At 49.4% G+C, this 26,959-nt stretch carries 20 protein-coding genes; 13 read left to right on the top strand and 7 right to left on the bottom strand.

The annotated features are described in order from the left end of the window. Window positions 1-90 precede the first annotated feature (90 nt). The 6 genes from gatB to OUY18_RS07690 all read right to left on the bottom strand — a co-directional run bounded on the left by gatB (window position 91) and on the right by OUY18_RS07690 (window position 7,845). Window positions 91-1,470 carry an Asp-tRNA(Asn)/Glu-tRNA(Gln) amidotransferase subunit GatB gene (gene gatB / locus OUY18_RS07715; RefSeq protein WP_419196129.1) on the bottom strand — a complete coding sequence of 460 codons (1,380 nt, stop codon included), beginning with the start codon at window positions 1,468-1,470 and terminating at the stop codon, window positions 91-93. 35 nt (window positions 1,471-1,505) lie between these two features. Then, window positions 1,506-2,969 (bottom strand): Asp-tRNA(Asn)/Glu-tRNA(Gln) amidotransferase subunit GatA, encoded by a 1,464-nt coding sequence (gatA, locus tag OUY18_RS07710; protein ID WP_268058184.1) that lies wholly within the window; start codon window positions 2,967-2,969, stop codon window positions 1,506-1,508. Window positions 2,970-2,978: 9 nt separating this feature from the next. Beyond that, window positions 2,979-3,257, bottom strand: coding sequence for an Asp-tRNA(Asn)/Glu-tRNA(Gln) amidotransferase subunit GatC (gatC, locus tag OUY18_RS07705; protein ID WP_268058183.1), 279 nt, complete (start codon window positions 3,255-3,257; stop codon window positions 2,979-2,981). Between the two features lie 19 nt (window positions 3,258-3,276). Beyond that, complete coding sequence (gene aspS, locus OUY18_RS07700) at window positions 3,277-5,028, bottom strand: aspartate--tRNA ligase (protein WP_268058182.1); 1,752 nt, start codon at window positions 5,026-5,028, stop codon at window positions 3,277-3,279. 158 nt (window positions 5,029-5,186) lie between these two features. Then, a complete protein-coding gene (gene pepT, locus OUY18_RS07695; RefSeq protein ID WP_268058181.1) occupies window positions 5,187-6,404 on the bottom strand; it encodes a peptidase T in 1,218 nt (405 codons plus the stop codon). Window positions 6,405-6,465: 61 nt separating this feature from the next. Then, window positions 6,466-7,845, bottom strand: coding sequence for a PLP-dependent aminotransferase family protein (locus OUY18_RS07690; RefSeq protein ID WP_268058180.1), 1,380 nt, complete (start codon window positions 7,843-7,845; stop codon window positions 6,466-6,468). Window positions 7,846-7,965: 120 nt separating this feature from the next. On the opposite strand from OUY18_RS07690, the gene OUY18_RS07685 reads away from it, so the two are divergent. From OUY18_RS07685 to OUY18_RS07640, 10 genes are all read left to right on the top strand, one after another. Then, window positions 7,966-8,496, top strand: a complete 531-nt coding sequence (locus tag OUY18_RS07685; protein ID WP_268058179.1) for a TIGR04002 family protein — start codon at window positions 7,966-7,968, stop codon at window positions 8,494-8,496. A gap of 13 nt (window positions 8,497-8,509) precedes the next feature. Then, window positions 8,510-9,082, top strand: coding sequence for an ECF transporter S component (locus OUY18_RS07680; protein ID WP_268058178.1), 573 nt, complete (start codon window positions 8,510-8,512; stop codon window positions 9,080-9,082). Window positions 9,083-9,168: 86 nt separating this feature from the next. Further along, window positions 9,169-10,482: a polysaccharide biosynthesis C-terminal domain-containing protein gene (locus OUY18_RS07675; RefSeq protein ID WP_268058177.1), complete on the top strand. Its 1,314-nt coding sequence runs from the start codon at window positions 9,169-9,171 to the stop codon at window positions 10,480-10,482. Window positions 10,483-10,858: 376 nt separating this feature from the next. Next, the gene (locus tag OUY18_RS07670) at window positions 10,859-14,593 is read left to right on the top strand and encodes a vWA domain-containing protein (RefSeq protein ID WP_268058176.1); all 3,735 of its coding nucleotides are present in this window, start codon (window positions 10,859-10,861) and stop codon (window positions 14,591-14,593) included. A gap of 42 nt (window positions 14,594-14,635) precedes the next feature. Next, window positions 14,636-15,175 (top strand): signal peptidase I, encoded by a 540-nt coding sequence (locus OUY18_RS07665; RefSeq protein ID WP_268058175.1) that lies wholly within the window; start codon window positions 14,636-14,638, stop codon window positions 15,173-15,175. Window positions 15,176-15,177: 2 nt separating this feature from the next. Next, window positions 15,178-15,756, top strand: coding sequence for a hypothetical protein (locus OUY18_RS07660; protein ID WP_268058174.1), 579 nt, complete (start codon window positions 15,178-15,180; stop codon window positions 15,754-15,756). Between the two features lie 61 nt (window positions 15,757-15,817). Next, window positions 15,818-16,501: a hypothetical protein gene (locus OUY18_RS07655; RefSeq protein ID WP_268058173.1), complete on the top strand. Its 684-nt coding sequence runs from the start codon at window positions 15,818-15,820 to the stop codon at window positions 16,499-16,501. A gap of 60 nt (window positions 16,502-16,561) precedes the next feature. Beyond that, a complete protein-coding gene (locus OUY18_RS07650) occupies window positions 16,562-17,230 on the top strand; it encodes a TasA family protein (protein ID WP_268058172.1) in 669 nt (222 codons plus the stop codon). 65 nt (window positions 17,231-17,295) lie between these two features. Further along, a complete protein-coding gene (locus tag OUY18_RS07645; protein ID WP_268058171.1) occupies window positions 17,296-18,174 on the top strand; it encodes an LPXTG cell wall anchor domain-containing protein in 879 nt (292 codons plus the stop codon). 210 nt (window positions 18,175-18,384) lie between these two features. Beyond that, window positions 18,385-18,807 (top strand): Hsp20/alpha crystallin family protein, encoded by a 423-nt coding sequence (locus OUY18_RS07640; protein ID WP_268058170.1) that lies wholly within the window; start codon window positions 18,385-18,387, stop codon window positions 18,805-18,807. Between the two features lie 44 nt (window positions 18,808-18,851). Here OUY18_RS07640 and OUY18_RS07635 read toward each other — a convergent pair whose 3' ends face one another. Then, the gene (locus tag OUY18_RS07635; protein ID WP_268058169.1) at window positions 18,852-19,739 is read right to left on the bottom strand and encodes a diacylglycerol/lipid kinase family protein; all 888 of its coding nucleotides are present in this window, start codon (window positions 19,737-19,739) and stop codon (window positions 18,852-18,854) included. A 150-nt stretch (window positions 19,740-19,889) separates the two neighbouring features. Between OUY18_RS07635 and OUY18_RS07630 the strand changes: the two genes are divergently transcribed. The 3 genes from OUY18_RS07630 (at window position 19,890) to OUY18_RS07620 (ending at window position 26,893) form a co-directional block, all read left to right on the top strand. After that, window positions 19,890-21,029 (top strand): metallophosphoesterase family protein, encoded by a 1,140-nt coding sequence (locus tag OUY18_RS07630; protein ID WP_268058168.1) that lies wholly within the window; start codon window positions 19,890-19,892, stop codon window positions 21,027-21,029. Next, window positions 21,019-24,096: an AAA family ATPase gene (locus tag OUY18_RS07625; protein ID WP_268058167.1), complete on the top strand. Its 3,078-nt coding sequence runs from the start codon at window positions 21,019-21,021 to the stop codon at window positions 24,094-24,096. Before OUY18_RS07630 ends, OUY18_RS07625 begins: the two co-directional genes overlap by 11 nt. Window positions 24,097-24,250: 154 nt before the next feature. Continuing rightward, complete coding sequence (locus OUY18_RS07620) at window positions 24,251-26,893, top strand: diguanylate cyclase domain-containing protein (protein WP_268058166.1); 2,643 nt, start codon at window positions 24,251-24,253, stop codon at window positions 26,891-26,893. Window positions 26,894-26,959 lie beyond the last annotated feature (66 nt).

Raw genomic sequence — 26,959 nt, 5'->3', positions numbered from 1 at the left:
TACCGGCGCCCTCTTGCTGTAAACCTTTTAGGTGTCGGTAATAAAAAAATCAATTCACTTGCTGACGGAAGCTATCCGTACAGCCGGTATTTATTTTTTGATTAACTGAACCAAAAGTTTTTCGACTTCCATTGCGTCCGCCCTTCCGCGTGTAGCTTTCATTACAGCGCCCAGAATTGCCTTCAAAGCCTTTTCTTTCCCGCCAAGGTAATCGGACACCGCGTTCGGATTTGCGGCGATCGCCTGTTCGCAGGCCGCTTTCAGTGCGCCCGGGTCGACGCCGCCCATGTCGTTTTCGCTGATCAGTTCACTGGGGGCTTTTCCGGTGTCGAGCATTTTTTCAAGCGTTGTCTTTAACAGGTTCATCCGGATTTTTCCGTCGTCCAGAAGACGTACCAGCGCATTCAGGTTTTCCGGCGTGACCTTCACCGCAAAGTTCTCTTTCGCGCCGTCGCCTTCCAGGCGGCTGAATATCTGGCCGATCATGCAGTTTGCCACCGTTTTCGGGTTTTTCACGCCTTTTGAAGCCGCTTCAAAATATTCCGAAATCTTGCGGTACTGCGTTAAAAGAAGGGCGTCGGCTTCGGGCAGCCCGAAATCTTCCATGTAGCGTTTGGCCTTTTTCTGCGGAAGCTCGGGAAGCTTGTCCTTCAGCTCATTAACAATTTCGTCGGATACCTGAATGGTAACCAGATCCGGTTCGCGGAAATAGCGGTAATCGTGCGCATCCTCTTTGCCGCGCATGCTTTCGGTGCAGTCGTCCTCTTCGTTGTAGCGGCGTGTTTCCTGCACAACTGCTTCGCCGCTTTGCAAGAGATCGATCTGCCGGTTCATTTCATAATCCATCGCCTTTGCCATATGGGCGAAGGAGTTCATATTTTTGATTTCGGTCCGGGTACCGAATTTTTCCGTACCCATCGGGCGCATGGAAATATTCACGTCGCAGCGCATGGAGCCTTCCTGCATTTTGCAGTCGGAAATACCGATGAACCGCATGATGAGCTGTAATTTTTCAAGGTATTCCTTGGCTTCGTCGATGCTGCGGATGTCCGGCTCCGAAACGATTTCAATCAGCGGTACGCCGCCGCGGTTGTAATCCACATAGGTGCCGCCGCGCTGGTGAACCAGCTTTCCGGCGTCCTCTTCAATATGAATTCTTGTGAGGCGGATTTTCCGGCCGTTGCTCAGTTCCACCCAGCCGTTTTTGCACAGCGGCATATCGTACTGGGAGATTTGATACGCCTTTGGCAAATCCGGATACACATAATTTTTACGGTCCATTTTGGAAACGCGGCTGATTTCACAGTTTGTTGCGAGTCCCGCCATGATTGCATACTCTACTACGCGCTTATTCAGCTTCGGCAGGGTGCCGGGAAGGCCGATGCAGACGGGGCAGCAGTGTGTGTTCGGGTCGCCGCCGAATTCGGTGGTGCAGGAGCAGAAAATTTTCGTGTTTGTAGAAAGTTCGATATGCGTTTCCAGTCCGCAGACCAGTTCGTAGTTTGTCATAGCCTAACCCCCATTTCCGCAGACCGGAAAACATGGTCGCCCACCGCGGTTTCGTACTGATGCGCGGCGTTCAGAATGGTCGCTTCACAGAAGCGGTTGCCGATCAGCTGCATGCCGATCGGCAGCCCGGCGGCGTCGAACCCGCAGGGAAGGGAAACGGCGGGAAGCCCGGCAATGTTTACCGGAACGGTGCAGATGTCCGTCAGGTAGGTTTCTACCGCATCCTTTGCGGTGAAGTTCAGCGGGAACGCAGTCATAGGCACGGTCGGCGCCAGCATGACGTCGCATTTTTGGAACGCGTCTTCAAATGCTTTGACCAGTTCGCCGCGCAGATTCTGCGCTTTTTTATAATAAGCGTCGTAATACCCGGCGCTCAGAACATAAGTGCCGAGCAGAATCCGGCGCTTCACTTCTTTTCCAAAGCCTTCGCTGCGTGTTTTGCACACCATTTCGTTGCGGTCGGCGTAATGGCCGGTTTTATAGCCGTAACGGATGCCGTCGTAGCGCCCCAGATTGGAGGAAGCCTCCGCACAGGCCAGAATGTAGTAAACCGGCAGGCTGTATTTTAAGGAGGGCATATCAAAATAGACGATCTGTGCGCCGAGCGATTCGTAAACCTGAATGGCGTTTTGAATCGCTTTGTTCACATCGTCGCGGATACCGTCGAAATATTCCTTTGCGATGCCGATTTTCCTGCCCTTGATGCTGTTTTTCAGGGTTTCGCACACCGGCGCGCCGACTTTGCCGCGCGAGGTGGAATCCTTTTCGTCATAAACGGAAATAGCGTCGTAAACGATGGCCGCATCTTCCACGCTTTGGGTGATCGGCCCGATCTGGTCGAAGCTCGATGCGTAGGCAATCAGGCCGTAGCGCGAAACCGCGCCGTAGGTCGGCTTTAAGCCGGTCAGGCCGCAGAAGCTTGCAGGCTGGCGGATGGAGCCGCCCGTGTCGGAACCAAGCCCGTAAACGGCAAGGTTGCCGCCGACGGCCGAAGCGACGCCGCCGGAGCTGCCGCCCGCGACACGCGACGTGTCGTGCGGGTTCAGAGCGCCGCCGAAACAGGAGGTTTCACAGGAGGAGCCCATGGCGAACTCGTCCATGTTTGTTTTGCCGAGCAGAACGGCGTTCTGCTTTTGAAGCAAATCCCAAACCGTCGCGTTATAAATCGGCGTATAGCCCTTTAATATTTTGGAACAGCAGGTCGTTTCGATACCCTTTGTGGAAATATTGTCCTTGAGGGTCATCGGGATTCCTTCCAGAGGAAGAAGGGGTTCGCCCGACGCGATTTTTTGATCCACGCGTTTCGCCGTTTCGATTGCCACTTCGGGAGTGGAACGGACGTAAGCGTTGATTTTTTGATTCTCCTTATCCATTGCCTCAAGATAGGTTTTGGTAAGCTCCAGGCAGCTGATCTGCCCGGAAGCCATTTGTTCCCTTAATTTTTTAATCCGACTTTCCATCCGTACCTCCTACATGCGTTTTTTAACCAGAAAGTATCCGTCGTCCCGGCTTTCGGCATTTTTCAGAATTTCCTCCCGGTCATAGGAAGGGACGACGATATCCTCCCGGAAGGCGTTGGACAGGCCGTTGATATTATCAAAATCGGACGCCTGCGGGCAGGCGGCGTTAATGGTATCGGCAAAGCCGATAATCTCGTTCATATCCTTTGTAAGCTCGTCCAGCTCTTCGGGGCTGACGGAGAGCTTTGCCAGATTCGCGATATTCAATATCTCTTCATGGGTGACCATGCGGATGCCTCCTTCGGCTTTATTTTCTCAGGCGGATATGCACTTCGCGCAGCTGCTGTTCGGTAACCTCGTTCGGCGCGCCCATCAGCACGTCCTGCGCGTTGGAGTTCATCGGGAACGCGATGACCTCGCGGATGTTTTCCTCGCCGGTCAGAAGCATGATCATGCGGTCTACGCCCGGCGCCATACCGGCGTGCGGCGGTGCGCCGTACTGGAAGGCGTTATAAAGCGAGGTGAACTTATTTTTGATGTCTTCTTCGGTGTAGCCGGCGATTTCGAACGCCTTGACCATCACTTCAAGATCGTGGTTCCGGACTGCGCCGGAAGAAAGCTCCACGCCGTTGCAGACAATATCATACTGATACGCCAGAATGTCCTCCGGCTTTTTATGGAGCAGCGCGTCCATACCGCCCTGCGGCATGGAAAACGGGTTGTGGGTGAAGATATAATTGCCGGTTTCTTCGTCGATTTCGTACATCGGGAAATCAACAATGAAGCACATCTGATAGGAGTCTTTGTCAATCCGGTTCAGCCTTTCGCCAAGCTCTGTGCGAATCTGCCCGGCGAGCTTCGGCGCGTTTTCGCGGTCGTCCGCAATAAAGAAGATGACGCAGCCGGGTTTCAGTCCGGAGCGGCGGATAAGTTCCGCGCGGTCTTCCTCGGACAGGTATTTGTTGATCGGGCCTTTGTATTCATTCTCATCGGTTACGCTGATATAACCGAGACCCTTCATGCCGATCTCCGTTGCAAATTTCAGCATGTTTTCAAAGAAGCTCTTCGGCTGGGAAGCGCAGTCCGGAACGTTGATCGCCCGAACGGTTTTGCCTTTGAACGGGGCAAAGCCGGTATTTTCAAATAAATCGGAAATATCGATGATTTCCAGCGGGTTGCGAAGGTCCGGTTTATCCGTGCCGTATTTCAGCATGGCTTCCTTAAACGGAATGCGCACAAACGGCGCTTTGGAAACCCTTTTATTGGAGAACATAGAAAACGTTTCGCTCAGGACTTCCTCCGCAACGGAGAAGACATCCTCCTGCGTGGCGAATGCCATTTCGAAATCGAGCTGGTAAAATTCGCCCGGGGAACGGTCCGCGCGGGCGTCTTCATCGCGGAAGCAGGGCGCAATCTGAAAATAGCGGTCGAAACCGGATACCATCAGAAGCTGCTTAAAGATCTGCGGAGCCTGCGGAAGCGCGTAAAATTTGCCCGGGTGTTTCCGGCTTGGAATCAGATAATCCCGCGCGCCCTCCGGGGAGGAAGCGGAAAGAATCGGCGTCTGAATTTCCAGAAAGCCCAGTTCCGTCATCTTGCTGCGCAGGAAGGAAAGAATCTGAGAACGAAGGACGATGTTCTGATGCACCTTCGGATTGCGCAAATCGAGGAAACGGTACTTTAAGCGCACGTCCTCTTTGGTTTCTTTCGAAAGCTCCACCTCGAACGGCAGATTGGAAAGCGATTTGCCCAGCACGGTGAGCGAAGTCACCTTCACTTCCACCGTGCCGGTATTTATTTTGGGATTAATGGTATCCTCGTCACGCAGCACGACCTTGCCGGCAGCGGAAACGGTGGATTCTTTTGTGACATTATTCAGCAGATTATTGTCGTAAATAACGATCTGAACGACCCCGTAATGGTCGCGCAGATCAACGAATTTCACGCCGCCGTGGTCGCGGATATTTTCGATCCAGCCTGCGACGCGCACTTCCCGGCCAATCTCTTTTTCGCTGATTTCACCGCACAGATGCGTGCGATATTGGTTGACACAAATCATAATCCCTTAATCCCCTTTAGCATTTCTATATTATAAAATAAAATTATACCATAAAGCCCCTTGCGCTTCAATGAAATTCCTAGAATATTCCGGAAAAAAGCGGAGGCGCTTTATCACTTTACTATATCATATTTTTGCATGAAAAGCGATATGAAAATTCAGAATGCTTTTACAATGTTGATTAATACTTCGACCATGCTGTCCATCGATTGCACCGGAATGTATTCGAAACGGCCGTGGAAATTGTGGCCGCCGGTGGAAAGGTTGGGGCAGGGCAGACCCATGAACGACAGGCGCGCGCCGTCCGTTCCGCCGCGGATGGCCACGATTTCCGGTTCCACGCCCGCGTCGCGCATGGCTTTCTGTGCCCGGTCGATGATGTGCATATGCGGAACGATTTTTTCTTTCATATTATAATAGGAATCACACATATCCAGTTCAATCGTATCTTCACCGTATTTTTCATTCAGATATCCGGCGATTTTTTCGAAGCGCGCCTTCTTCTCCCGGAACTTGTCCATATCGTGGTCGCGGATAATATAGCGGAGAACGGCTTTTTCCTCGTCGCCCTCCATATGGCACAGATGATGGAAGCCTTCGTAGCCTTCCGTGCAGGCGGGAATCTCGTTCGGGGGCAGCATGGAATTGAATTCGATCGCCATCAGCTGCGCATTTTTCATCCGGTTTTTTGCGTCACCCGGATGGATGTTCACGCCGTTTACGGTAACAACGGCGGCCGCCGCGTTAAAATTCTCGTACTCGATCTCGCCCAGCTTGCCGCCGTCGACTGTATAGGCAAAATCCGCGCCCAGACGATTCACATCGAACTTGTCCGCGCCGCGCCCGATTTCCTCGTCCGGCGTAAAGGCAACCGCAATTTTCCCGTGCTTCACGCCGCCGTTCTTCAGCCGCTCGGCCGCAGTCAGAATTTCCGCCACACCGGCCTTATCGTCGGCGCCAAGAAGCGTGGTGCCGTCGGTTACGATCAGGTCCTTGCCTTTATAATCCGCAAGGCTTTCAAATTTTTCCGGGCTCATAACAATCTTGTGTTCCGCGTTGAGCAGGATGTCGCCGCCGTCGTAATTTTTAACAATCCGGGCTTTGATATCCGCGCCCTTTGCGGAAGGGCTGGTATCCATGTGGGCGATCAGTCCGATCACCGGCACTTTTTCGTTGCAGTTGGCGGGCAGCGTGCCGTAAACATAACCGTCGGCGTCCATCTGGGCGTCGTCCATTCCCAGCGCTTTCATTTCTTCAACCAGCGCATTGGCAAGCATCTTTTGCTTTTTTGTGCTGGGGCAGCGGTCTTCCGGCGCATTCTCGTCCGAAGTCGTGTCGAATGTGACATATTTTAATAATCTTTCATATGCTTTCATCGGTCTTACTCCTTATATTGGTATTCTTTTCTATTCTACTACGCTATGAAGGAAATAACAATCAGCGATCAAATTTCCAGGCGGATTTCAGGCAGCCGACCGCGCTTTCGATATCGCTGAGGGGAATCCCCGCAAACCCGAGCATGACCTTCGGCGGGTTGGAATCCTTTACCGGCCGGATGGCCACGCCCTGCTTTGCCGCAAGATCGCACAGTTCCTCCGCGGTATTCTCGGATTTTACCGTCAGAATCACGCTGAGCAGGGTTTCTTCCAGCAGAATTTCCATACGGCTGCCAAAAGCGTTTTTCAGGGCCTTGATCAGCCGGGTGCTTTTCGCGGCGTAAAGCTTGCGCAGCCGCCTAAGCTGGCGTTCCATCTGCCCGCTTTTTACATAGCTGCTCAGGGCAAGCTGCTCGATTTTTGAGGCGGTCTGGTTGTAGCGGTTTGCCCGCGCGCGGTAGCGTTCCAGCAGTTTCGGGGGCAGCGCCATGTAGCCGATTCGGACGGAGGGCAAAAGCAGTTTGGAAAACGAGCCGATGTAAACGATTTGTTCGCCGCCCATGCCCTGCATGGCGGGGATGGGTCTGGCGTTATAGCGCAGTTCACCGTTATAATCGTCCTCAATCAGAATCGCGCCGGTTTCCTGCGCCCAGCTTAACAATTCATAGCGCCGGCTCATCGGCAGGCTCATGCCGGTTTGAATCCGGTTGGACGGGCTGACGAACAAAAGCCGGACGCCGCTTTCTTTCAGCGCGTCCATGCGGATTCCGTTTTCGTCGCAGGGAAGGTGCAGAACGGTCAGGCCGCAGTCGGAAAATATCTGTTCCGCCTGTAAGAAGCCGGGTTCTTCCATGGCGACGCGCCGGTCGGTATCGCTTAACAGGCCGCATAAAATGGAAAGCAGCGGCTGTGTGCCCGCGCCGATGACGATTTGCTCCGGCGCGGCGACGACCCCGCGCACGCCGTAGCTGTAAGCCGAAAGCGCCTCGCGCAGCGCACGTTCGCCCTGATGCTCGCCGTATGCCGCAATGACCTCCTGCCGGTTCAGCACTTCGCGGATATGGCGGCGCCAGACTTTGATATCGATATTCTCGCTGTCCACGCTGTCGCTCCCGAAATTGTAGCGGATTTCTATGCGGCTGGAAGGATGGGGACTGATTTGCACGGGTTTCCGCCCTGCGGCTTCGTCGCGGGCGGAGGTCAGCACAAAATAGCCGCGCTGCGGGCGGGACTGAATATATCCTTCCACGCTGAGCTGCTGGTAGGCGGTCTCCACCGTGGTACAGCTCAGCTTTAAATCTTCCGCCAGCTTGCGTATGGAGGGAAGACGGTCTCCCTTTTTCAGATGCCCGGCCTTAATCGCCGACTGAATCGTGAGGTAAAGCTGCTGGTACAGCGGCGTATCGGAATGATTATCCAAAAGCAGAAAGTCGTATGTCATGGTTTTCTCCTATAACTGTACTGATCAAATTTTTATAAACTGTATATTTCAATATGAACAGTTATCCGCTATTATTATAGCACAGCTTTAAAGCAGATCAAGGAAATGGGAGTAAATTTTATGAATACGAAACAATACAACACAAAAACCTATGTTTTAACGGCATTATTTGCCGCGCTGATTTTTTTGGTTACGGCGTATGTATTGCACATTCCGACCCCGGCAACGGGCGGATATATCCATCTGGGCGACGCGGTGCTTTACCTTGCGGCCAGCATCCTGCCAACGCCGCTTGCCGTTGCGGCGGGCGGAATCGGGGAAGCGATGTCCGACGCGATGACCGGAAGCGTCGTTTATGCGATCCCGACCTTTCTGATTAAATCCGCAATGGTTCTTTGCTTTGCTTCGGCGGGCAAAAAGATCATAACGAAGCGGAATATTGCCGCCGCAATTTTTGCCGGCGTTATCTGCGTCGGCGGATATTATCTTACGGAATCGATTCTCTACCACAGCTTTGTTTCCCCGCTGGTGGAAATCCCCGCAAACCTGATTCAGGCGGGCTCGAGCGCGGTCATTTATATTCTTGCCGGCAACGCGCTTGACAGGGCGAATCTTAAAAACCGCATCAGCCTGACGGAAATGCGCGGCTAAGGAGGAACTTTTTATGAATGCAGCAAAAAATCGGAAAACAACCGCAAATATTGCCTTAACCGGGCTCATGGGTGCCCTGGTGCTGGTAGGCACCTATCTGAACATCCCGATTCCCGTTCTGGGCGACAGAACGATGCTCAGCCTGGGAAATGTGTTCTGCATCCTGTCCGGTTTTGTACTGGGACCGGTTTACGGAGGCTTTGCCGCGGGGGTCGGTTCGTTTATTTTCGATATTACCGGCGGGTGGGCTTCCAGCGCGCCGTTTACCCTTGTATTTAAATTCCTCATGGCGTTTGTATGCGGAATCATCGCGAGGGGCGGAGATCAGACGAAGAAAAAACTTTCCCGCCTGATTCTTGCCGCCGTTGCGGGTTCCCTTACCTACAGTGCGCTGTATTTAAGCAAGTCCTATATCGAAGCAATGCTCTTGGGCAACTCCGCGGGTGCGGTCAAAATGCTGATGATCACCAAAGCCAGTGTAAGCCTGACGAATGCCATTATTGCCGACTGCGTCTCCATTCCTTTGTTCCTTGCCATCCGCAAGGCGCTGGCCGACAATAAAATTACCGGCCGGATTCATCAATAATTCCCGAAATATTGTTATCTTTTATCTGCCATGTTATAATATACCTTATGCATGTCTATGCAGATTAAGGTATTGGAGTATTGCTGATGAAAGATAAAAAAGAACCCAAAATCAGAAGTTCAATTGTGCGTGATGCGCTGAGTACCTTCGGTACCACCTTGTTCGGAGCGGGAATGGGATTTATCTCCGCGCTGGTGATCACCGGCGTTCTGGACCCGGCTTCCAAAGGATATATTACGCAATTGCAGTATGTCGGTACGCTTCTGGTTACGTTTCTGTCCATGAGCGTCAGCTCGGCGGTGATTTATTACACCTCGCGCTACGGCCTGAAAAACGTAAAAAAAGCGCTCACTACCATCTGCATCTGGATTATCGTGCTGATTGCCGTTGTGGGATTTGCGAGTGTGTTTATTCTTCGGAACAGTTATTTTGCGGATACCCCGTTCCTGTACAGTGTGCTTGCCGTCGTTTACGGCATCTTTTCCTTTTTGTCCACGGTGTACACCTGTATCCTGCGCGGAGAAAACAAATTCAGCGCGTACAATATCATTACGCTGATCCAGCGGATTCTGACGACCCTTTTCGCGTTCAGCGTATTCTTCTGGAAAACACCGATGGTGATTATTCTTTCCAGTATCCTGATTATGGTCGTAATGATTTTCATGTGTATTTCGGTACTGCGCCGCAGTCCGGAACAGGAGATTGCGGAGGAAGACGATATTGTTGTAAGCGCCGGTTCCATTGTTAAATACAGCTTAAAGTCTCATGTTTCCAATATTCTGACCTATTTAAATACCTATGCCGCGAATTTTATCGTAAAAGGCTATTTCAAAGTCGCCGCGCTCGGCGTTTATTCCTTCGCGTCCACCTTGATGGAGCAGGTCTGGCTTCTGCCGAATGCCGTCAGCATGGTCATTATGTCCCGAATCGCCGGAATGAAGGTGCAGGAGGATAAGGTTAAACTGACGCTGATGTCCTGTAAAATCGTAACGTATATTACTTTCGTCTGTGCGTTTTTATTGACTTGGGTTGCGCAGGTTTTTGTACCGATCGTATTTCCGAAATATGTTGCGGCTGTTCCCGCGCTGCGCATCCTGATTGTAGGTTCCATTTTCATTACCTATGCGAAGGTTCTGGCAAATTCCATCGCGGCCTACGGCAAACCGGAGCTGAATATCATCTCGACCGCCATCGGCGTGGTGTTCAACATCATCCTCAGCTTTCTGCTGATTCCCAGCATGGGCATTGACGGTGCGGCATTATCGACTTCTATTTCACTGACCGCGCAGGGAATCACCTCCATTGTGATTTTCTGCAAATTTACGAAGACAGCGTTTTATAAGCTGGTTATTCCAAGCAGTGAAGAAATTGCAATCGTCAAGCGGGTTATCAAAAAGTAATACAAATTCTATATACCTTATTACTATATTGCGGATTGCTGACGAAGAACGGTGTATTTTCATTACATATATATAGAAAAGAGTTTTATTATACAAAAGCGCTCGGCTTATGCCGGGCGTTTTTTACGTTAGGCCGTCCCGTATGTTGCGTATGGGACGGCCAGTTCTTTGTCCAAAGCGCGCATGAAATCTTTTATAAACCAATTCCGCGAATAAAAGTGAAAAATTTATATAAGAAATTTTAGTTTGCTAAAGTTTGTGACTGGGGTGTGACTAAGACAGAATATAATCTTTATTGGAAATGATTTTACAGTTATAGACAATTTATATGGGATAATATTCCTTATCTTATTAGAGAAAAAGGAGCGGTGGCTATATGAACGCATTAAAAAAAGTACAGCTTCGCACAACCTCATTGATTCTGGCATTTGCAGTCGTTGTAAGCTGTCTTTACACTACGGGGGGATTAAATGCGTATTGCGCCACAGTAGATTCCGGATACGATTCCGGCCATCCGGCGCCGATTGTTTATGACACCGGTAAACCGGAACAGGTTACGATGCATAAAACAGTGGACAGCGGAACAGACCGCGTCTTTGATATTCACTTAGGGGTCGAAGCGAAAAAACAGATTATCTCGGAAAAGATTCCCTGCGATATTGTTTTAGTGCTTGACCGTTCCGGCAGCATGGCGGATCCAATGGATGCCGGTAAGCTGACATTGATTGGCACTTCCAGCAGTGCTTTGGACAAAAATAAAACATATTACGTAAAAGAAAGCCGTGGACGTGATTATTATCTTACGAAATACGATTTCAGCGCAAAAGAATGGGTTTATTTTGCTTATGGCCCATGGTATAGCGTAAGTTCTCTTAACAGGCCACAATTTTATGACGCCACTTCGAAAATAGGTTCTTTAAAATCGGCGGCAAAGATTTTCGCGGAACAGGTTGCCGAATCTTCACCGGACAGCCGCATCGGGATAATTGATTTCGGAAGCGACACTGCGTTTACCGCGGAGCGGCAGGGCATGCATTTGCTTCGGGCCGGAAATGAAAAATCTTTGCAGGCAATGCAAAAAGGAATCGATACCATGCGGCTCGGCGGCGCAACCATGGCAAATGACGCTCTTGTGAGGGCACAGGATTTGCTGAGGGAGCAATCAAGCTGGGAAAAAGTTTCGCAGGAGGAAAACCGCAGAAAAATTGTGGTGTTTTTCACCGACGGCCAACCGAACTACGGCAACGGATTTGATCCGGCAGCGGCGAGAGAGGCAGAACAACAGGCGGATAACCTCAGAAGCGAATTTGACGCAGTTGTGTATTCCATCGGCGTATTCGGGGACCTTACCGGCACCGCATTGGAGCAGGTAACGGAGTTTATGAACAACGTTGCCTCCTACGATGAAAATACAGATGAGAAACTGTATTATCCGGTTGGCAGCGCGGGAACGATCGGAGACGCGTTTGACAAAGTGCAGGAAACAGTCGGCGGGCTTGCCGGCGTACAGGTTCGGGATTATATCGACAGCCGTTTTTCGTTGGTTTTAAGCACACTCCCCAAAGGCGCGACCGCTCATAAGGATGAGCACGGGGAGTACGTTTCCTGGTCCGGTTTGACCATTGACAACGACCATCTTTTCTCGAAAACCTTCCAGGTGCGCGCAAAGAATTCAACCGGCGGAAAGGACTATATCCCGACCAATCAGGCGGAATTTTCCGGCGTGTACTCCGATGGGGAACTGAAGTATCAATTCCCGGAGCCTCGGGTTAAAATTGATAAGGTTCCGGCAACGGCGGGACTGACGGCGACGAAAACTTCCAAGCTAAAGGATTGGGATACGCGGAAATATCAGATTGATCTGACCGCCACGGCACAGTCTGAAACAGAGGAAACAGAGTGCGAACCCTGTGATATCGTTATGGTTTTGGACTGCTCCGGCAGTATGCGGTACCATATGTATTCTCCGGAAAACAATCCCGATCCGTCTGAGTCCTATTTTATTTACCGGAGCACGGCAACGGCTGACGACGGCCCGTATCAGCTCGTGAAATATTACAAAAAAGGTTGGTATCTTTATAATGGCTACAACCGGTACCATGACCGGGACGGCTGGTATTATGATGACACGAACAACAATGTAATGGTAACGCCGACCGTCGACGGAGACGGAAAGAACAATAACTACCAGTTTTATAATCAGGAATCGCAGACAAGAATGGAAGCTTTGAAATCAGCGGCAAATACCTTTGTCGGCAATGTGAAAAAGAAGTCGGCGGACAGCCGTATTGCGGTGGTTTCCTACGCGAACCAGAACGATACAAAAAACCTTACCCAGGGTTTGGTTTCCGTTTCCGATACCGATTCGGATAAAATCGGAGCCGCGATCGACAGTCTCAATGCCGTTGGCTCCACCTATTCCAATGAGGGTTTGGAGGAAGCGAGAAATATTTTTGATACCGACGAGGATGCGGCGGACAACAAGCGGATGGTTATCCTGTTTACCGACGGTGAGCCGGGACCCAACGGATTTGACAACTATAAGGGATATATAACGGCGGCGGCTACGATTGACCAGGCCGAAATCCTAAAAGGAGAAAAGGGCCGGGAAGTAACCAGCCAGGTGTTTTTCAATGCTTGCCATAGTAATTTTGTGGCCAGCGGCTCCGGCTGCGGAGCAACGGTTTACACCGTTGGCGTGTTTTCCGGGGTAACCGGGGGCAGGAAGGAGCTGGATGATGAATGTATGAGCCGGATCGCTTCCTATAAAGAAGGCTCCGAAACGGAAAAACTCTACTATGCGGCGAGTAATACCGCTGCTCTGAATGATATTTTCACCATTATATCGCAGGAAGTGGGAAGCATTTCCAATGCAGTGATTACCGATGTGCTCGATCCGCGGTTTGATTTGTGCGACGCGAACGGGAACGTGCTTTCCAGAACGGGAACACATGCGGTGAACGGCGCACAGGCTTCGTATGATGACGATCAGGATTGCTGGCGGATTACATGGAGCGGTGCTTCCATCGGCGTCGGCACGTGGGCAGATAACAAAATGACGGCTCCCGGCTGGCAGAAATCGATTCAAATTCAGGCAAAAGATGAGTTTATAGGCGGAAACGATATTCCGACCAATATCGCTTCCGAATCAAAGATAAAAATTGAGGATGATTTCAAGCTTTTCGGAAAGGAATCGCCGACGGTCAATGTGAAACCGATCTTTTATGCGGGAAATGACGACAAGATTCTTTTCCGCGGTGAAACGGTACCGGACGCCCAAATCGATTCTTACAAAATAGCGGGGAAAGATCCCTTCTGCGGCCAGGAGGAAACAGGCACTTTCCGTTACCAGTGGTATAAGGCGGCATGGGAAAACAATGCATGGGTTCAGAAGGAATCCCTCGGCGCTGCCTCCGATTCCCCGGCTTTCCCTTCGGCCATCACGCCCGATGACAGCGCTGCCTATATGCTGGCCGTAACCTTTAGCCCGTCAAGCAGCGGCGCGGCTTCCAAACCAAACTGTACGGATCCGGCCCATCCAAACGGCCGTGCTGCCGGCAGCACGCTGAATACGATGAATCCGATTAATAAAACAGCGCCCAACGGAATCTATACCGTCAATGTGGTGAAAGGGCAGCTGCAAATTACCAAAACGGTCAATGACAAATATCCCGCACCGGCCGGCGTGAAAGCGAAGCAGAGCTTTGTGTTCCGCGTAGAGCGCCGAAATCAGCCGGACGATCCGAAAGCGGCGGAGACCTTCTACGAAGTGGTTACCCTTTCCGACAATACCCTTACCGCAAACAAAACCATGACCGGTTTGAAAAAAGGTTTCTATAAGGTGACGGAAGAAACCGGAGACGCGTGGCGGTATACACTGGATTCCGTTCAAAACAACGATACGGACAGCCAAAAGAATAAGGGGATGCTGTATATCGGCCGGGAAGAAACGCCGGGGCCTTCAGCACAAAAAGCGTATTTCGGCGCCGCTCCCAATTCGTACGGCGTTCCGGAAAAACAGGCGACGATCGCTTTCCTCAATCATCTGACAAATGGCAAATGGCTCGGCGATACGACCGTAAAGGTGAATACGGTTCATCCCGCCGGATAAGTTCCGGAAGGGAAAACCAAGAAAACGATTGCGGAGGATAAAGTGAAAAAAGCAACAAAAATAGTGGATAAAGTTTTTTCTACCATTGCCCTGATTATCGTATTGGCCGCGGCCGTCATTATTGCAGGCCCCAGAATTATCGGCTGGCAGCCGTTTGAGGTACTCAGCGGCAGTATGGAACCCACGTATCATGTCGGCAGTGTCATTTATGTAAGCAAAGCCGATCCGAAAACGGTGAAAGTCAACGATCCGATTACCTTTTATCTGAGCGACGGTACGACGATTGTTACGCATCGGGTCGTAAAAATTGACCAGGAAAAGCAATTGTTTTACACAAAAGGCGACGCCAATAAAGATGTGGACGGAGGGCCGACGCCCTACTCCCGGTTCATCGGAAAACCACAGTTTTCCATCCCGGGAATGGGATATTTCACCTCGTTTGTAAATACAAAAAGAGGCCTGATCATTGTAGGAACCGTTCTGGTCTGTTTGATGATTATAGCATTCCTGCCCGGACTGTTGATGCAGGTTGGCCGTAAAAAAAGCGATCCCGAAGCTGACAGTCAGTCCAAGGAGGGTTAAATATGAAAATCGGCATCAAGAAGCTGACCGCAAAAGCGCATTTCCTTTCCACTTTGCTGATTGTCCTTGCTGTTGTCGCTGTAAGCGGAACAACAGCATACATGATGGCAAAAACGAATTCAAAAACCAATGTACTTACGAAGGGCAGCGCGAACATTGAAATCAGCGAACCCGGGGACGGAAATTATACTCTGGACCAAAACAACAGAATCGCCAAAGAAGTTTACGTTACAAACGATAAGCAAACCACCCCGAATGCCATTCCGGTTTACGTCCGCGTAAGGCTGGTGCCGATTGTAAGGGATGCAAACGGGAATGGAACAGGCGAACCGGTAACAGTGGAGTATCCGGATTTAAATTTCACAAACTGGGAGCAGCACGGCGATTATTATTACTATAAAGGCGCCCTGCAGCCGGGGGATACGACAAAGGCTTTAATCAAATCCGCTGAAATTAAAGGCGGAATCCCTTCCGGAAAAAAGGTGGAAATTCAGGTAATCGCCGATTCGATTCAAACGGTGGGCGGCGCTTCAAAGGAAGCGTGGGGCTTGCTTTACAGCAACGGTACTTGGCGCCCGTAATTACGTTTATCCGCTGAGGATTCAGCTCAAATAAAATTATAATTCTTAGGAGGATTATGAAATGCAGAAGAAACTTGTAATCGGTTTAACATCCCTTGCACTCACAGCGGCGGTGGCCGTAGGCGGAACCATGGCTTTAATGACAGCGAAAACCAATGAGGCAAACAACGTTTTCACCGTAGGCGGCGGCTCGAACGGCCTTACAGGCGAATTAAAGGAACCTCTTTTCGATCACGCGAATTTCACAATCGATCCGAAGGCAATTCCCGACGGCCATGTCATGGGCTCCACAATGGCGAATAATTTTACGGCAGGCACGGTAATTGACAAGGATCCGGCGGTTTTAAACACAACAGCACCGGACACAACACCGAATAAGCCGGACGACCAGAAATCTTCCACAGCATGGGTGGCTATTAAGCTGGAATACACCGGCGACGCGAATTCCTATGCCGCAATTGACAAATTTGCATCACTTGCCTTTAATACAACGGACTGGGAAGCAAATGCCGACAACACCATTTTCTATTACAAGGTTCCTCTTGCAGCATCCCAGAAAACAACTCCGTTATTCAGCAACGTTACCATTGACCAGGATGCAATCGGCCAGAGCAATCAGGCTGCCGATACTACGAAACTCATGAAGAACTTCAACATTAAAGCGACAGGCTACATGGTTCAGCGCGCAAATGTTGCCGACCTGAAAACTGCAAAAACAGCATTCCATGATGCATACGGCATTTAAGTACGGCGGATTTTTTGAGCGGCGCGGGTATCTGCTCCGCACTCCCCGGGAGGGACGAAAATGAACAAAAAAATAGCCCTGACAGCGACTTCGATCATTGTCGCAGGAGCACTGGCCGTCGGATCGACACTTGCTTATTTTACCGATAAAGGCACCGCAACCAACATTGTAACCATGGGCGATGTGCGTATTCAATTGACGGAAACGAAGAATGGAAGTCCTGTGGAATCCGGATTAACATTCGATAACGTGATGCCGAAAGATGTTATTGCAAAAGATCCCACGGTTACGAATATCGGTGATCATGACGCCTATATCCGCTGCAAAATCAACATAGGCAAGGGGTCGGAAAACAACGTCGCTTTAACGGATGAGCAAACCAGGCAGCTGCTGAGCGGACTCAATATTGATAAGCAGTACCTTGAGAACGATCCGGCAAAGCCTGCATGGATTCTGAATCCGGACGACGGCTACTACTATTATCAAAGGCTGCTGCCGAAAAAGACGGAAAAAGGGACTACTTCCGTAAACCTGTTCACACAGTTCGCAGTTCCGGAAAGATGGGGCAACGAAATGGCCGGTAAGACATTTACCATCGGCATTACCGCCGAAGCCATTCAGGCGGATAACTTTGCCCCGCATACAACAGGATCGGTTATAGACGGCTGGAAGTACACGGACAGCTCCGATATCCCGGTAACGTCCGCTCCTGCCAAAGATTCTGTGTAATCCATAAAATATGCAACGTGGAAAAGCGGAGAAACCGGCTGCCATGTTAAAGAGGGAATGATGCAATGAAAAGCAATCACATAGTAAAACGAAATCGGATTGCACTCATCTCAATAGCAGTTGCGGCTCTTGTGGTCTGCAGCTCGTTCAATGCTTTTGCCGCGGCTGCGAATCCGCCTTTTAAGGTGGTTTACAGCGGAAACAATACGAGTGTTTCCGTAACCCCTACTGTTTTAGATACGTTTACCGGCCTAATGCCGGGCCAAACAACCGACAGACAGGATATTCTCATTCAAAACAACAGCGGCCAAAAGCTTCAGGTTTACTTCCGCGCACAACCGACTGCGGAAAATTCCAATCCGGTTCTATCGCAAAAGCTCCTTGACACTTTGATCTTAAAGATTACCTTTAAGATGGACGATAATGCGGCGGAACAAACCTTGTATGAAGGTCCTGCATCCGGAAAAACGGGTACGAAGGACATCGTTACTAATCCGATTGCACTTGGATATGTTTACGAAAATTCAACTTCCGGCGTTCTTTCCGCAGTATTAACCGTTCCCCCGACCATGGAGAATCAATTCCAGAATGTCTTTGCGAAAATCGCATGGAACATTCAGTTTGATGTTCCGTCCGTCAGCAGCAAAGCTCCAGGCGGCGGAGGAGGCGGCGGCGGTCACGATTACGGAGGCGGCGGGACGGAACCCACCGTTGTATCGGAAAACGAAAGCATCAACCCGGATTCCACCCCCCGGACGGGTCCGGATTCTTCTTCCCCTTCATCGGCGCAGACGGAGACGGTTGGCGATGACGAAATTCCGCTTTCTCATCCGCCAAAAACCGGTGAAAACGCGTCTTATCTTTGGATCATTGTAGCTGCTGCGGTTACGGCCGCGCTTGTCTTCCTGATTACAAGGCGAAAGATCAAGTCGCAAACCAAGTAAACGGTAAAGCAGAAAGCCTCTGTTTCCGGAGTAAATCCGCAAACAGAGGTTTTTATTCGATAATTTTAGCACTCTCAAGTATAGAGTGCTAAAATTAATAAATTAGTCATAAATTATATAATAAATTTTCAAAATCATAAGATATAGTAAGAATTGTTAAAGGGAAGCAAAGCTTCCGGATAACAAATATGATTTTTGGAGGTTTTGATTATGTTTGATTTAATGCCGTTTGGACGCAGGGAAAACAACTTGTTCAATTACTTTGACAACATGGAGAAAAACTTCTTTGGCGATATGGCGCAGAGTTTTTCAACATTCCGGACCGATGTGATTGACGAGGGAGACAAATATGTGCTCAAAGCAGAGCTGCCGGGGTTCCAGAAAGAAGATATTAAGATTGATATCGAGGGAAGCTATTTGACCATCAGCGCGCAGCACAGCGACGATACCGAAGAGAAAAAGGATAATTTCGTACGCAGAGAGCGCAGATACGGTTCGTTTGCCCGCAGCTTTGATATTTCCGATATCAAGAGCAACGAAATTACGGCGGATTACACCAGTGGAATCCTGTCACTGAATTTACCAAAGGTGGAAGGAACCGTACCGGAAAGCCGCAGAATTGAAATCCGATAATCCATAAAAAAGGCCGCTTGAATAAAAATTCAGGCGGTTCTTTTTTATTTGTCCGGAACCGTTATAATTTTCAGCGCGCGGTTTTGATTGGTTATGTTTACCTCACGCGGTGCCCCGCCGAATTCACCGTCGAGCGTCCATGGGATATCGCTTTCGGATACAATGTGCAGTTCGGATGTTTTAAAGGTATAAATAAAATTGCTGTCCGCCTCCTGAAGAAGGAGGGAATTGATAATCATCCGGCGTTCGGTCAGGTTTTTCGCACCTTTGACCAGGGTTACTTCAAACAGGCCGTCATCCATAAAAATATCCGTTTTATTGTTCACCTGAAACCCGCCGACCGAGGAAGAATTCGTAATCATACCGAATATAAAGTCATCCTCTATTTTACCTCCGGAATACTCGAAGGAAACATGATAGGATTTTATATTCGGGAGCTGCTTAATCCCTTCCAAAATATACGCGGTTCGCCCGAAGATATTTTTTGCCTGCTGCGGTGTTTGATACGAAACTTCTGTGAAAGCACCGAAGGCCGCGATATAGGTAAAGTACTTCTCATTAAATAAACCGACGTCACAGGCAAAGGCGGAGCCCTTGGCAATCGCTTCAGCGGCTTCCAGCGGATTTCGGGAAAGGCCGAGGCTCGTGGCAAAATCATTTACCGTACCGGTTGGAATATACCCGAAAAGCGGGCGGGATTTTAATTCCATTAAACCGTTTACGGATTCATTCAGAGTACCGTCCCCGCCGCAGCATACGATCAAATCATACCGGTCATCGCCTTCTTTAACATTTTTCCCGGAAGGCTGCGTTGTTCGGGTGGTGACAGAAAAATCATGTTTTGTAAATAAATCAATAATGTCCAGCAGGCAGTTTCGGATTTCCGATTTGCCGGCATGTGGGTTAATAAGAAACAGCATCTTTTTTTTCATTTTTAATCCCCTATTTCCCTGATTCTTTTATTTTAACATGGTTTAATTCGAAATTCAATTCGTCGGGGAAGAACCCAATGTTCTTTCAATTGATTTACTTTGCATGTGTTGATATAATAGAAATAATAGTTGGACGGGAATGGTGAATATATGAATCAAATAAAAATACTTCATTGCGCCGATTTGCATTTGGGAGCGGAACTTTCGTCGCTGGGAAATGCCGCAAGGCAGCGCCGTGAAGAGATGCTGATGACCTTTGACCGCATCGTTTCTCTTTGCAGAGAAGAGAAAGTGGAGCTGCTTTTAATAGCCGGGGACTTATTCGAAAGCTCCGGTGTGGATATTGGGTTGGTTCATTCCGTTCAAAAGTCCCTTTCGGAAATTCCCGATACGGCCGTTGCCATTGCTCCGGGAAATCATGACTATATTTCGGCCGATTCCCCTTATTCCGAGGAAGGCTGGCCGGTGAACGTACATATTTTTCAGTCGGGCTTAACCTCCTTTGAACTGCCGGAAAAGGGCGTTTGCGTATGGGGAGCGGCGTTTACAGGCACTTATGTAACGGAAACGCTGTTGCAGGAACCAAGTATTTCCCAGGACAACACCATTCAAATTTGTGTGATGCACGGCGATTTGACTGCGGAAAACCAGACGAGCAACTATAATCCGATTTCACCCGTGCAAATCCGTTTCAGCGGCTTTGACTACCTCGCTCTCGGCCATATCCATAAGCGCACCGAAATTCTGAAAAGCGGCGCGACCGCTTACGCCTACTGCGGATGTCCGGAGGGAAGGGGTTTCGATGAACTGGACGAAAAGGGCGTTTATATCGGCACCGTCTATAAGGGCGGGACGGATCTTGCCTTCCGTCCTGTTTGTAAGCGAATGAACCTGGAAGTGCCTGTGGACATCAGCGGAGCGGCAACCAATCAGGAAGCGGCCGCCATCGTGCTGCACACTCTGAAGCAGAGATACGGCGACTGCTGTGCCGAAAATCTGTATAAAGTGCGATTGGAAGGGGCGCTGGACGCTTCCTATACGCCGGACTGCGCGGCAATTGCCGTCCGGCTCGCGGATGAATTCTATTATATTAAAATAAAAGACGAAACGCATGTGCAGGCCGATTTAAGCGAATTCGCAAAGGAAAATTCGCTCAAAGGGATTTTTGTGCGGAAAATGCTGGATAAAATTGACGGATGCAAGGCGGAAGAACAGGAGTCCCAGTACCGGCGGGCTCTTTATATCGGCTTAAAAGCATTTGACAGCGAGGTGACGCTGAATGAAAATTAAACGGATTCACATCGACCATTTCGGGAAGCTGAACGATTTTGATCTGGAATTTACGGACGGTTTTCAGGTCCTTTATGGGAATAACGAGGATGGAAAAAGCACCATCATGGCGTTTATCAAAATGATGTTTTACGGTTCCGCGGGAAAAAGTTCCGATTTGACCAAAAATATCCGGAAAAAATACATGCCGTGGGACGGTTCAAAGATGTCCGGTTCCATTGAATTTGAATGCGGCGGAACGGTCTACCGCGCGGAAAGACTTTTCGGCGCGTCCAATGCCACGGATAAAATCAGTCTCTGGAATCAGGCGACCGGGGAAAAGGAAAAAATCGCAAGCGGTGCCGACCTTGGACAAAGGTTTTTAGGCATGGGGGACACGGCGTTTGAAAAGAGTGTTTTTATCGGACAGGCCGGAAGCATGGCCGGCGCGGATAAAGACGACGAGATCACACAGAAGCTGTTAAATCTTGTTTCCACCGGGGATGAAAGCGTTTCCCAGAAAAAGGTGGACACCCGCCTGCAAACCGCGAAGGAGCAGTTGAAATCCAAAAGCGGGAAAATCGGTATTTTGGACAAACAGTACCAGCTTCTGGATTCCCTTGCGGAGCAGCGCGCACAGGCTTTGCGGGAGGAAGAAGAGAAAAAGCAGATGGAATCCCGCCGCGCACAGTTGGCGGAAAAAAAGGAAGCGCTGGAACAGGAATATCAGCAGTATAAATCACAGGTTGACCTTCAGGAGAAGCTGCAGCAGCTTCAAAACTTTGAAAAACTGCTGTTGAAAAAGCAGGAGATAGACAAGGAACTGCTGGATTGCGATCAGCGGGAAAAGCAGCTGGCAAAAGGAGATTCCCCGTTTGCTCCGGATGCTTTTCTCAGCGGCGGGGAAGAGCAGATTGCCCGCATCAAATCCCTGAATGAAGTTTTTACGGAAAGAAGCAGGAATGTTCAGGCACTCGAAAGCGAGGAAGCTTCCATACAGGAGCCGGATGCAGAAATTCCGCCGGAATTGTTCGACCAAATTATCGAACAGGGGAAGGAACAGGCTTCGCTGCAAAAGACGATCGCTGCGCTGAAGGAAACTGTGCAGAATCGTTCGCAGTCGGAAAAGCTGCGCTCCGAATATGAACAGGAAATCAAGCGGTTTACGACTCAGAAAGAGGAAAATCAAAGGCTGGAATCTTCTCTGAAAAGCGCCGCCGCAGAATACGAAAGAATGCGGGACACTGCGGACCGGCTGAAAGAGAAATCGGAAAAGAGTAAGCAAAACTGGAATTCCTTTAAACAGGAACAGGAAAACGCGAATACCCAATATCAGGTTGCTCTGCATAACCTAAAATCCGTGCAGCAGCTTTGCGGCCAAAGAGTGGAAACGGCGGAAGACCGGCTGAAACAGGCCGGTACGCCGAAACAGGTGCTTGTGAAGCAGAATGCCGGACGGAAAGGGAATATGCCCTTGGTTGCCGCTGCGGCTGTCCTCTTTCTTTTCTCCGTTTTACTGGGTGTATTTGTTCATCCCGCTTGTTATGCGGGCGCGGGAATTGCGGCCGTTTTGCTGATTCCGGCTTTTAGCGGAAAACAGGAAAAAGAAGTTGCCACCACGGTGATTGATGAGGCGGAAACGGCGCGCGCGAAAGTCGGCCTTGAAGAAGCGCGCCGCGCGGCGTCTCTGGAGACGGACGCCGCCACGCGGGCGGTGAACGACGCGGAAAACAAACTGCGGGAATTACAGGAGCAAACCCGGCAGATGCAGAAGAATGCGGAAGAAGCGGAACGCGCGCTCCAGACGGCTCTGGATGCGTTATCACTGGCGGAGCAGAAAAGAAATGAGCTTGAAATCAAACTGCGGCTATGCGTTGAAAGCCTTTCGGAGCTTACGAACCGTGTAAAGGAAAAGCAGGCCGGACTTCCGAAAGAGGAGGAAGTTCCGCTCGATCTGCAAAGCCTTCGGGAGCAGCTTGCAACCAAATCCGCCTATGAGAGGGCACTTGCCGGGCAGATACAGTCCCAGCTCGAAAGAATGGGCTGCAAAACCTTGGAGGAGCTGCAAAACAGGCAGATTGAGCAAAAAAGCCGGTTGGCAAAAAGAACGGCGAAAATAGAAAGCCTGACGAATGCCAAAGCGGATGCGGCGCAGGCAAAGGAAAATCTTCAGAAAGGCATCCGAAACCTGATTGCCTATGTCGGAAACTATATTCCTGTTTCCACTTTTGAAGAAGCGGTGAATACCCTGCGCCGATTCAAAGAGGAACGGCAGGCGATTCATACCGCCCGGATGAAAGCCGGCAGCCGGTTGGATTATTTGAACGAGGAAATGCAGGGCAGGACGCCGGAGCAGCTTCAGCGGGAATCGGAAGAAATCCGCGGCGGGATTCTCAGCCGGAATAACGGGAACCTGCCGGAAAAGCTTGACGATTATGAGGCCGAAAATCTGAAACAAAGAAGCCGCGGAACGCTGGAACTGTTCCAAAAAGCATCCGAAGAGGTTGTCCGCTTAAGCTCGGAGATTAAAAACCGGTTTGCAGGAAAGAAAAGCGTAAGCGAACTGGAAAATGAAGTGGAACGGTTAAAAGAGGAAATTTCTGAAAACGAAGATGCATTTACTTGCTTCGATATCGCTCAGAAAACGATGACGGAGGCGTTTAATGAAATCCGGCAAAGCTTCGGTCCCCTTCTGAATGAGAAAACCGCCGCGATTTTTCATAAACTTACCTGCGGAAAATATAGTAACGTCATCATTTCCAGAAATTTTGATATTCATGTGCAGGATGAACAGAGCGCGGTTTCCCATGAATGGCAATACCTGAGCAGCGGCACAGTCGATCAGGCGTATTTGGCACTTCGGCTGGCCGTAGCGGAGCTGCTGTCGCAGAATGGGGAGAAACTGCCCCTGTTTCTCGATGATGTTTTTTTGCAGTATGATGACAGCCGGGCCAAAGACGGGCTGCGTTTTCTTGCAGAATATTCAAAGCAGAATGCCGTTTCCCAGGTGGTTTTATTTACCTGTCACCAAAGCATCCTTTCTTTTGCAAAAAGCACGGAGCTGGGGGCGGAGTTACATAGTTTTTAAAGTTTTGAAAACGTTTTTTTGGTCATAAAATTTATTTCCATAGAATAAATTATTTCTTTTTCTGGTAAAATATGGTACTATATATTTATATTTCATTTGGAATTTAATGAAACCCGCATGAAGGCTTCCGCTATGTCTTGGGGGGATAATAAAGTTGAAGAGAAGAATTAATACACCCGTAACTGCGATCCTCGTTATTGCCGCCGCCACTTTGGTTATTATTCTGTCTTTCAGCCACTATACCTTTCTTGTCCGAAATACATTTACGGAAGATATTCAGAAAAATTTAATGGCGGAAGCAGCGCAGAATGCCCAAATCGTAAGCAGTGGGCTGAAATGTGCCGCCGCTTCCGCTGAAGAATTTTCCAGGGCTCTTGAAACGCAATCTGCCCCGATGGATAAAGAGAGAATTCAAGGCTTTTTGAAAAAAATGGAACCGTCCGACCCCAATACCGTTATTGCCTATGTGCAGCCGGACGGCACATGCTGTTTAAGGGACGGCCGCGTTCTTCAAATTGCCGACCGTGCGTATTTTAAAAAAGCGATCAGCGGCTGTACCGTAACGTCTTCTGTTGAAAATTCGAGGTTGGACGGAAGCAGGGTAATCGTGGTTGCCGCGCCGGTTAAAATTGAAGGCAAAGTGGCGGGAGTCGTTGAAATAATGATTCCGACGAATAAAATTGACGCGTCTCTCAGTGGAAAAGACAGCGAAGATTCCAGTGAAACCAGTATCGTGCTTGGAAACGGGACTATTCTGTCCACAACCGACCCCAAAAAACGGGATATGAATATTTTTTCTAGCACAAATCTGTCTTTTGAAGACCGGAATGATTTAAATAGAATCCAATCCAACATGAAAACGGGGAAGTCCGGAAATTCCCACTATTATACGGATCAGGATGAATATTTTGTATATTATATGCCGTTGGGAATTGAGGACTGGTACCTCTTTAAAACGGTTTCCATTAATGAAATCACGTTTAAAACCAATAAAATCATGAATTATACCATCCCGCTTATGGCTCAGCTTGTCATCGCGATGCTCTTGTTTATTTTATACATCGTATTTTCGGAGAGAAAGAACCGGCAGATGATCCGCAAAAAGAATGATGAGCTGCGCTCCACAAAAGTGGAGCTCGAAACCTTTATTTCCAACCTGCCTGGCGGCGCGTTCCGCTGTAACGACAGTGAGAATATGGAATTTCAATTCGTGAGCGACGGGCTGCTGAAAATGTCCGGCTACACAAGAGAAAAGTTTTTGGAGAAGTACAAGAATTCCTTCTGTAACATGATCTATGAAGAAGATCGTGTACATACGTTAAACAGTATTCGGCAGCAGTTTACGCAGGGAAAGTTTGCGGAAGTAAAGTACCGGGTGATTACTGCAAAAGACAAAATACGCTGGCTTTTAAACCGCGTTCAGATTGTTACAAATGAGGACGGGCAAAGGCAGTTTTATTCGGTTGTGGTTGATATTACGGAATCGAAACAGGCGCATAAAAAGGCCAATGACGCCATGAAGCAGCTTCTTACTTTGGCCAACAGCATTCCGGGGGGCGTGGCCCAGTACCTCTATGAGGAAGGAAAGCTCAAGCTCGTTTATGCAAGCGAGGGATTTTACCGGCTGTGCGGATGTACGGAAGACGAATATGAAGCGCAAAAGCATGAGGGAATTGAAAACGTTCATCCGGATGATTCGCATTTCTTAACCAGCATGATTTCCAGGCAGATTGAGGAAAAAAGGCCGATTATGGCGGAATTCCGGATGATTCAAAGCGATGGGAGAACCATTTGGGTTTCTTTAAGCGGAACCCGAACGGTAAACCAGAACCAGCAGGTTATTTATCAATGTGTTTTTTCCGATATTACATCGCTGAAAAAGGCGCAGGAAGAACTGGAAGTTGAGCAGGAACGGTACCAAATAGCGGAGAATCTTTCGGACGACATCATGTTCGAGTATGATATTCCCGCCGACTGCATGGGTTTTTCCCCGCTCTTTACGGCGTTAACGGGCAGATATCCGAACATATCCGAATTTTTGAAGAACATCTTACAGAACGAAAGTATTTGTGAAAAAGATTTGCCCGGATTTAAAGCCTATTTAAATGAACTGCGTATGGGGAATGCAAATTCGGAGACGGAAATCCGGTTCATCACAAAGTCCGGTGATCCTGTTTGGCACCGTATAAAATCAAAGATCATCTATGACTCGTACGGAAAACCAAGCAAGGCCATCGGAAAAGCGTATAATATTGATAAGCAGAAAAAAGAAATGCAGCGGCTTCTGGATAAATCACAGCGCGACCCGCTTACGAACCTTTTTAACAAAACCGCGACGCAGTCCCAGATTGAAGACCATCTGGCGGATTCGGCGCCTGTCGAAAAGCACGCGCTGATGATGATTGATATTGACAACTTTAAAGCGATTAACGACCAGTTCGGCCATATGACCGGCGATGAAGTGATTATGGAAATATCCCACCGGCTTCAAAAGCTCTTTCGAACGTCGGATGTTGTCGGGCGTATCGGCGGGGATGAATTTATTGTCTTTCTGCGGGACATTTCAACCGATGATCTGATTGAAGAAAAGGCAAAATCGATGTGCGGGATTTTCCGCAGTACGCGCGCCAGCAAGGATTTATCGTATCAGATATCGGGGAGCATCGGAATCGCGTTATTCCCGGCGGACGGGAAAACCTATCAGGAGCTGTACCCCAAGGCGGATGCCGCCCTTTACAAGGCGAAACGGCGGGGGAAGGACTGCTACACGTTCTATTCCGAAGAGGATAAATTTTAATTGTCAGGCGGCATGGTTTAACCATGCCGCTCTTTTCTGCTCTGTAGGTTTCCAATGCGACAGGTG

This window comes from Caproiciproducens galactitolivorans, assembly GCF_026672255.1.
Lineage (GTDB): Bacteria > Bacillota > Clostridia > Oscillospirales > Acutalibacteraceae > Caproiciproducens > Caproiciproducens galactitolivorans_A.
The sequence above is the reverse complement of the archived record's forward strand: the minus strand, read 5'-3'. Positions and strand labels throughout refer to the sequence as shown.

Coding starts and splice junctions, on each gene's coding strand:
- pepT (WP_268058181.1), bottom strand. CDS start 6,404: ATGAAAGCATATGAAAGATTATTAAAATATGTCACATTCGACACGACT.
- OUY18_RS07635 (WP_268058169.1), bottom strand. CDS start 19,739: ATGAAAAAAAAGATGCTGTTTCTTATTAACCCACATGCCGGCAAATCG.
- OUY18_RS07690 (WP_268058180.1), bottom strand. CDS start 7,845: ATGACATACGACTTTCTGCTTTTGGATAATCATTCCGATACGCCGCTG.
- gatA (WP_268058184.1), bottom strand. CDS start 2,969: ATGGAAAGTCGGATTAAAAAATTAAGGGAACAAATGGCTTCCGGGCAG.
- OUY18_RS07625 (WP_268058167.1), top strand. CDS start 21,019: ATGAAAATTAAACGGATTCACATCGACCATTTCGGGAAGCTGAACGAT.
- aspS (WP_268058182.1), bottom strand. CDS start 5,028: ATGATTTGTGTCAACCAATATCGCACGCATCTGTGCGGTGAAATCAGC.
- OUY18_RS07685 (WP_268058179.1), top strand. CDS start 7,966: ATGAATACGAAACAATACAACACAAAAACCTATGTTTTAACGGCATTA.
- OUY18_RS07630 (WP_268058168.1), top strand. CDS start 19,890: ATGAATCAAATAAAAATACTTCATTGCGCCGATTTGCATTTGGGAGCG.
- OUY18_RS07680 (WP_268058178.1), top strand. CDS start 8,510: ATGAATGCAGCAAAAAATCGGAAAACAACCGCAAATATTGCCTTAACC.
- gatC (WP_268058183.1), bottom strand. CDS start 3,257: ATGGTCACCCATGAAGAGATATTGAATATCGCGAATCTGGCAAAGCTC.
- OUY18_RS07640 (WP_268058170.1), top strand. CDS start 18,385: ATGTTTGATTTAATGCCGTTTGGACGCAGGGAAAACAACTTGTTCAAT.
- OUY18_RS07655 (WP_268058173.1), top strand. CDS start 15,818: ATGCAGAAGAAACTTGTAATCGGTTTAACATCCCTTGCACTCACAGCG.
- OUY18_RS07675 (WP_268058177.1), top strand. CDS start 9,169: ATGAAAGATAAAAAAGAACCCAAAATCAGAAGTTCAATTGTGCGTGAT.
- OUY18_RS07670 (WP_268058176.1), top strand. CDS start 10,859: ATGAACGCATTAAAAAAAGTACAGCTTCGCACAACCTCATTGATTCTG.
- OUY18_RS07645 (WP_268058171.1), top strand. CDS start 17,296: ATGAAAAGCAATCACATAGTAAAACGAAATCGGATTGCACTCATCTCA.
- OUY18_RS07660 (WP_268058174.1), top strand. CDS start 15,178: ATGAAAATCGGCATCAAGAAGCTGACCGCAAAAGCGCATTTCCTTTCC.
- OUY18_RS07650 (WP_268058172.1), top strand. CDS start 16,562: ATGAACAAAAAAATAGCCCTGACAGCGACTTCGATCATTGTCGCAGGA.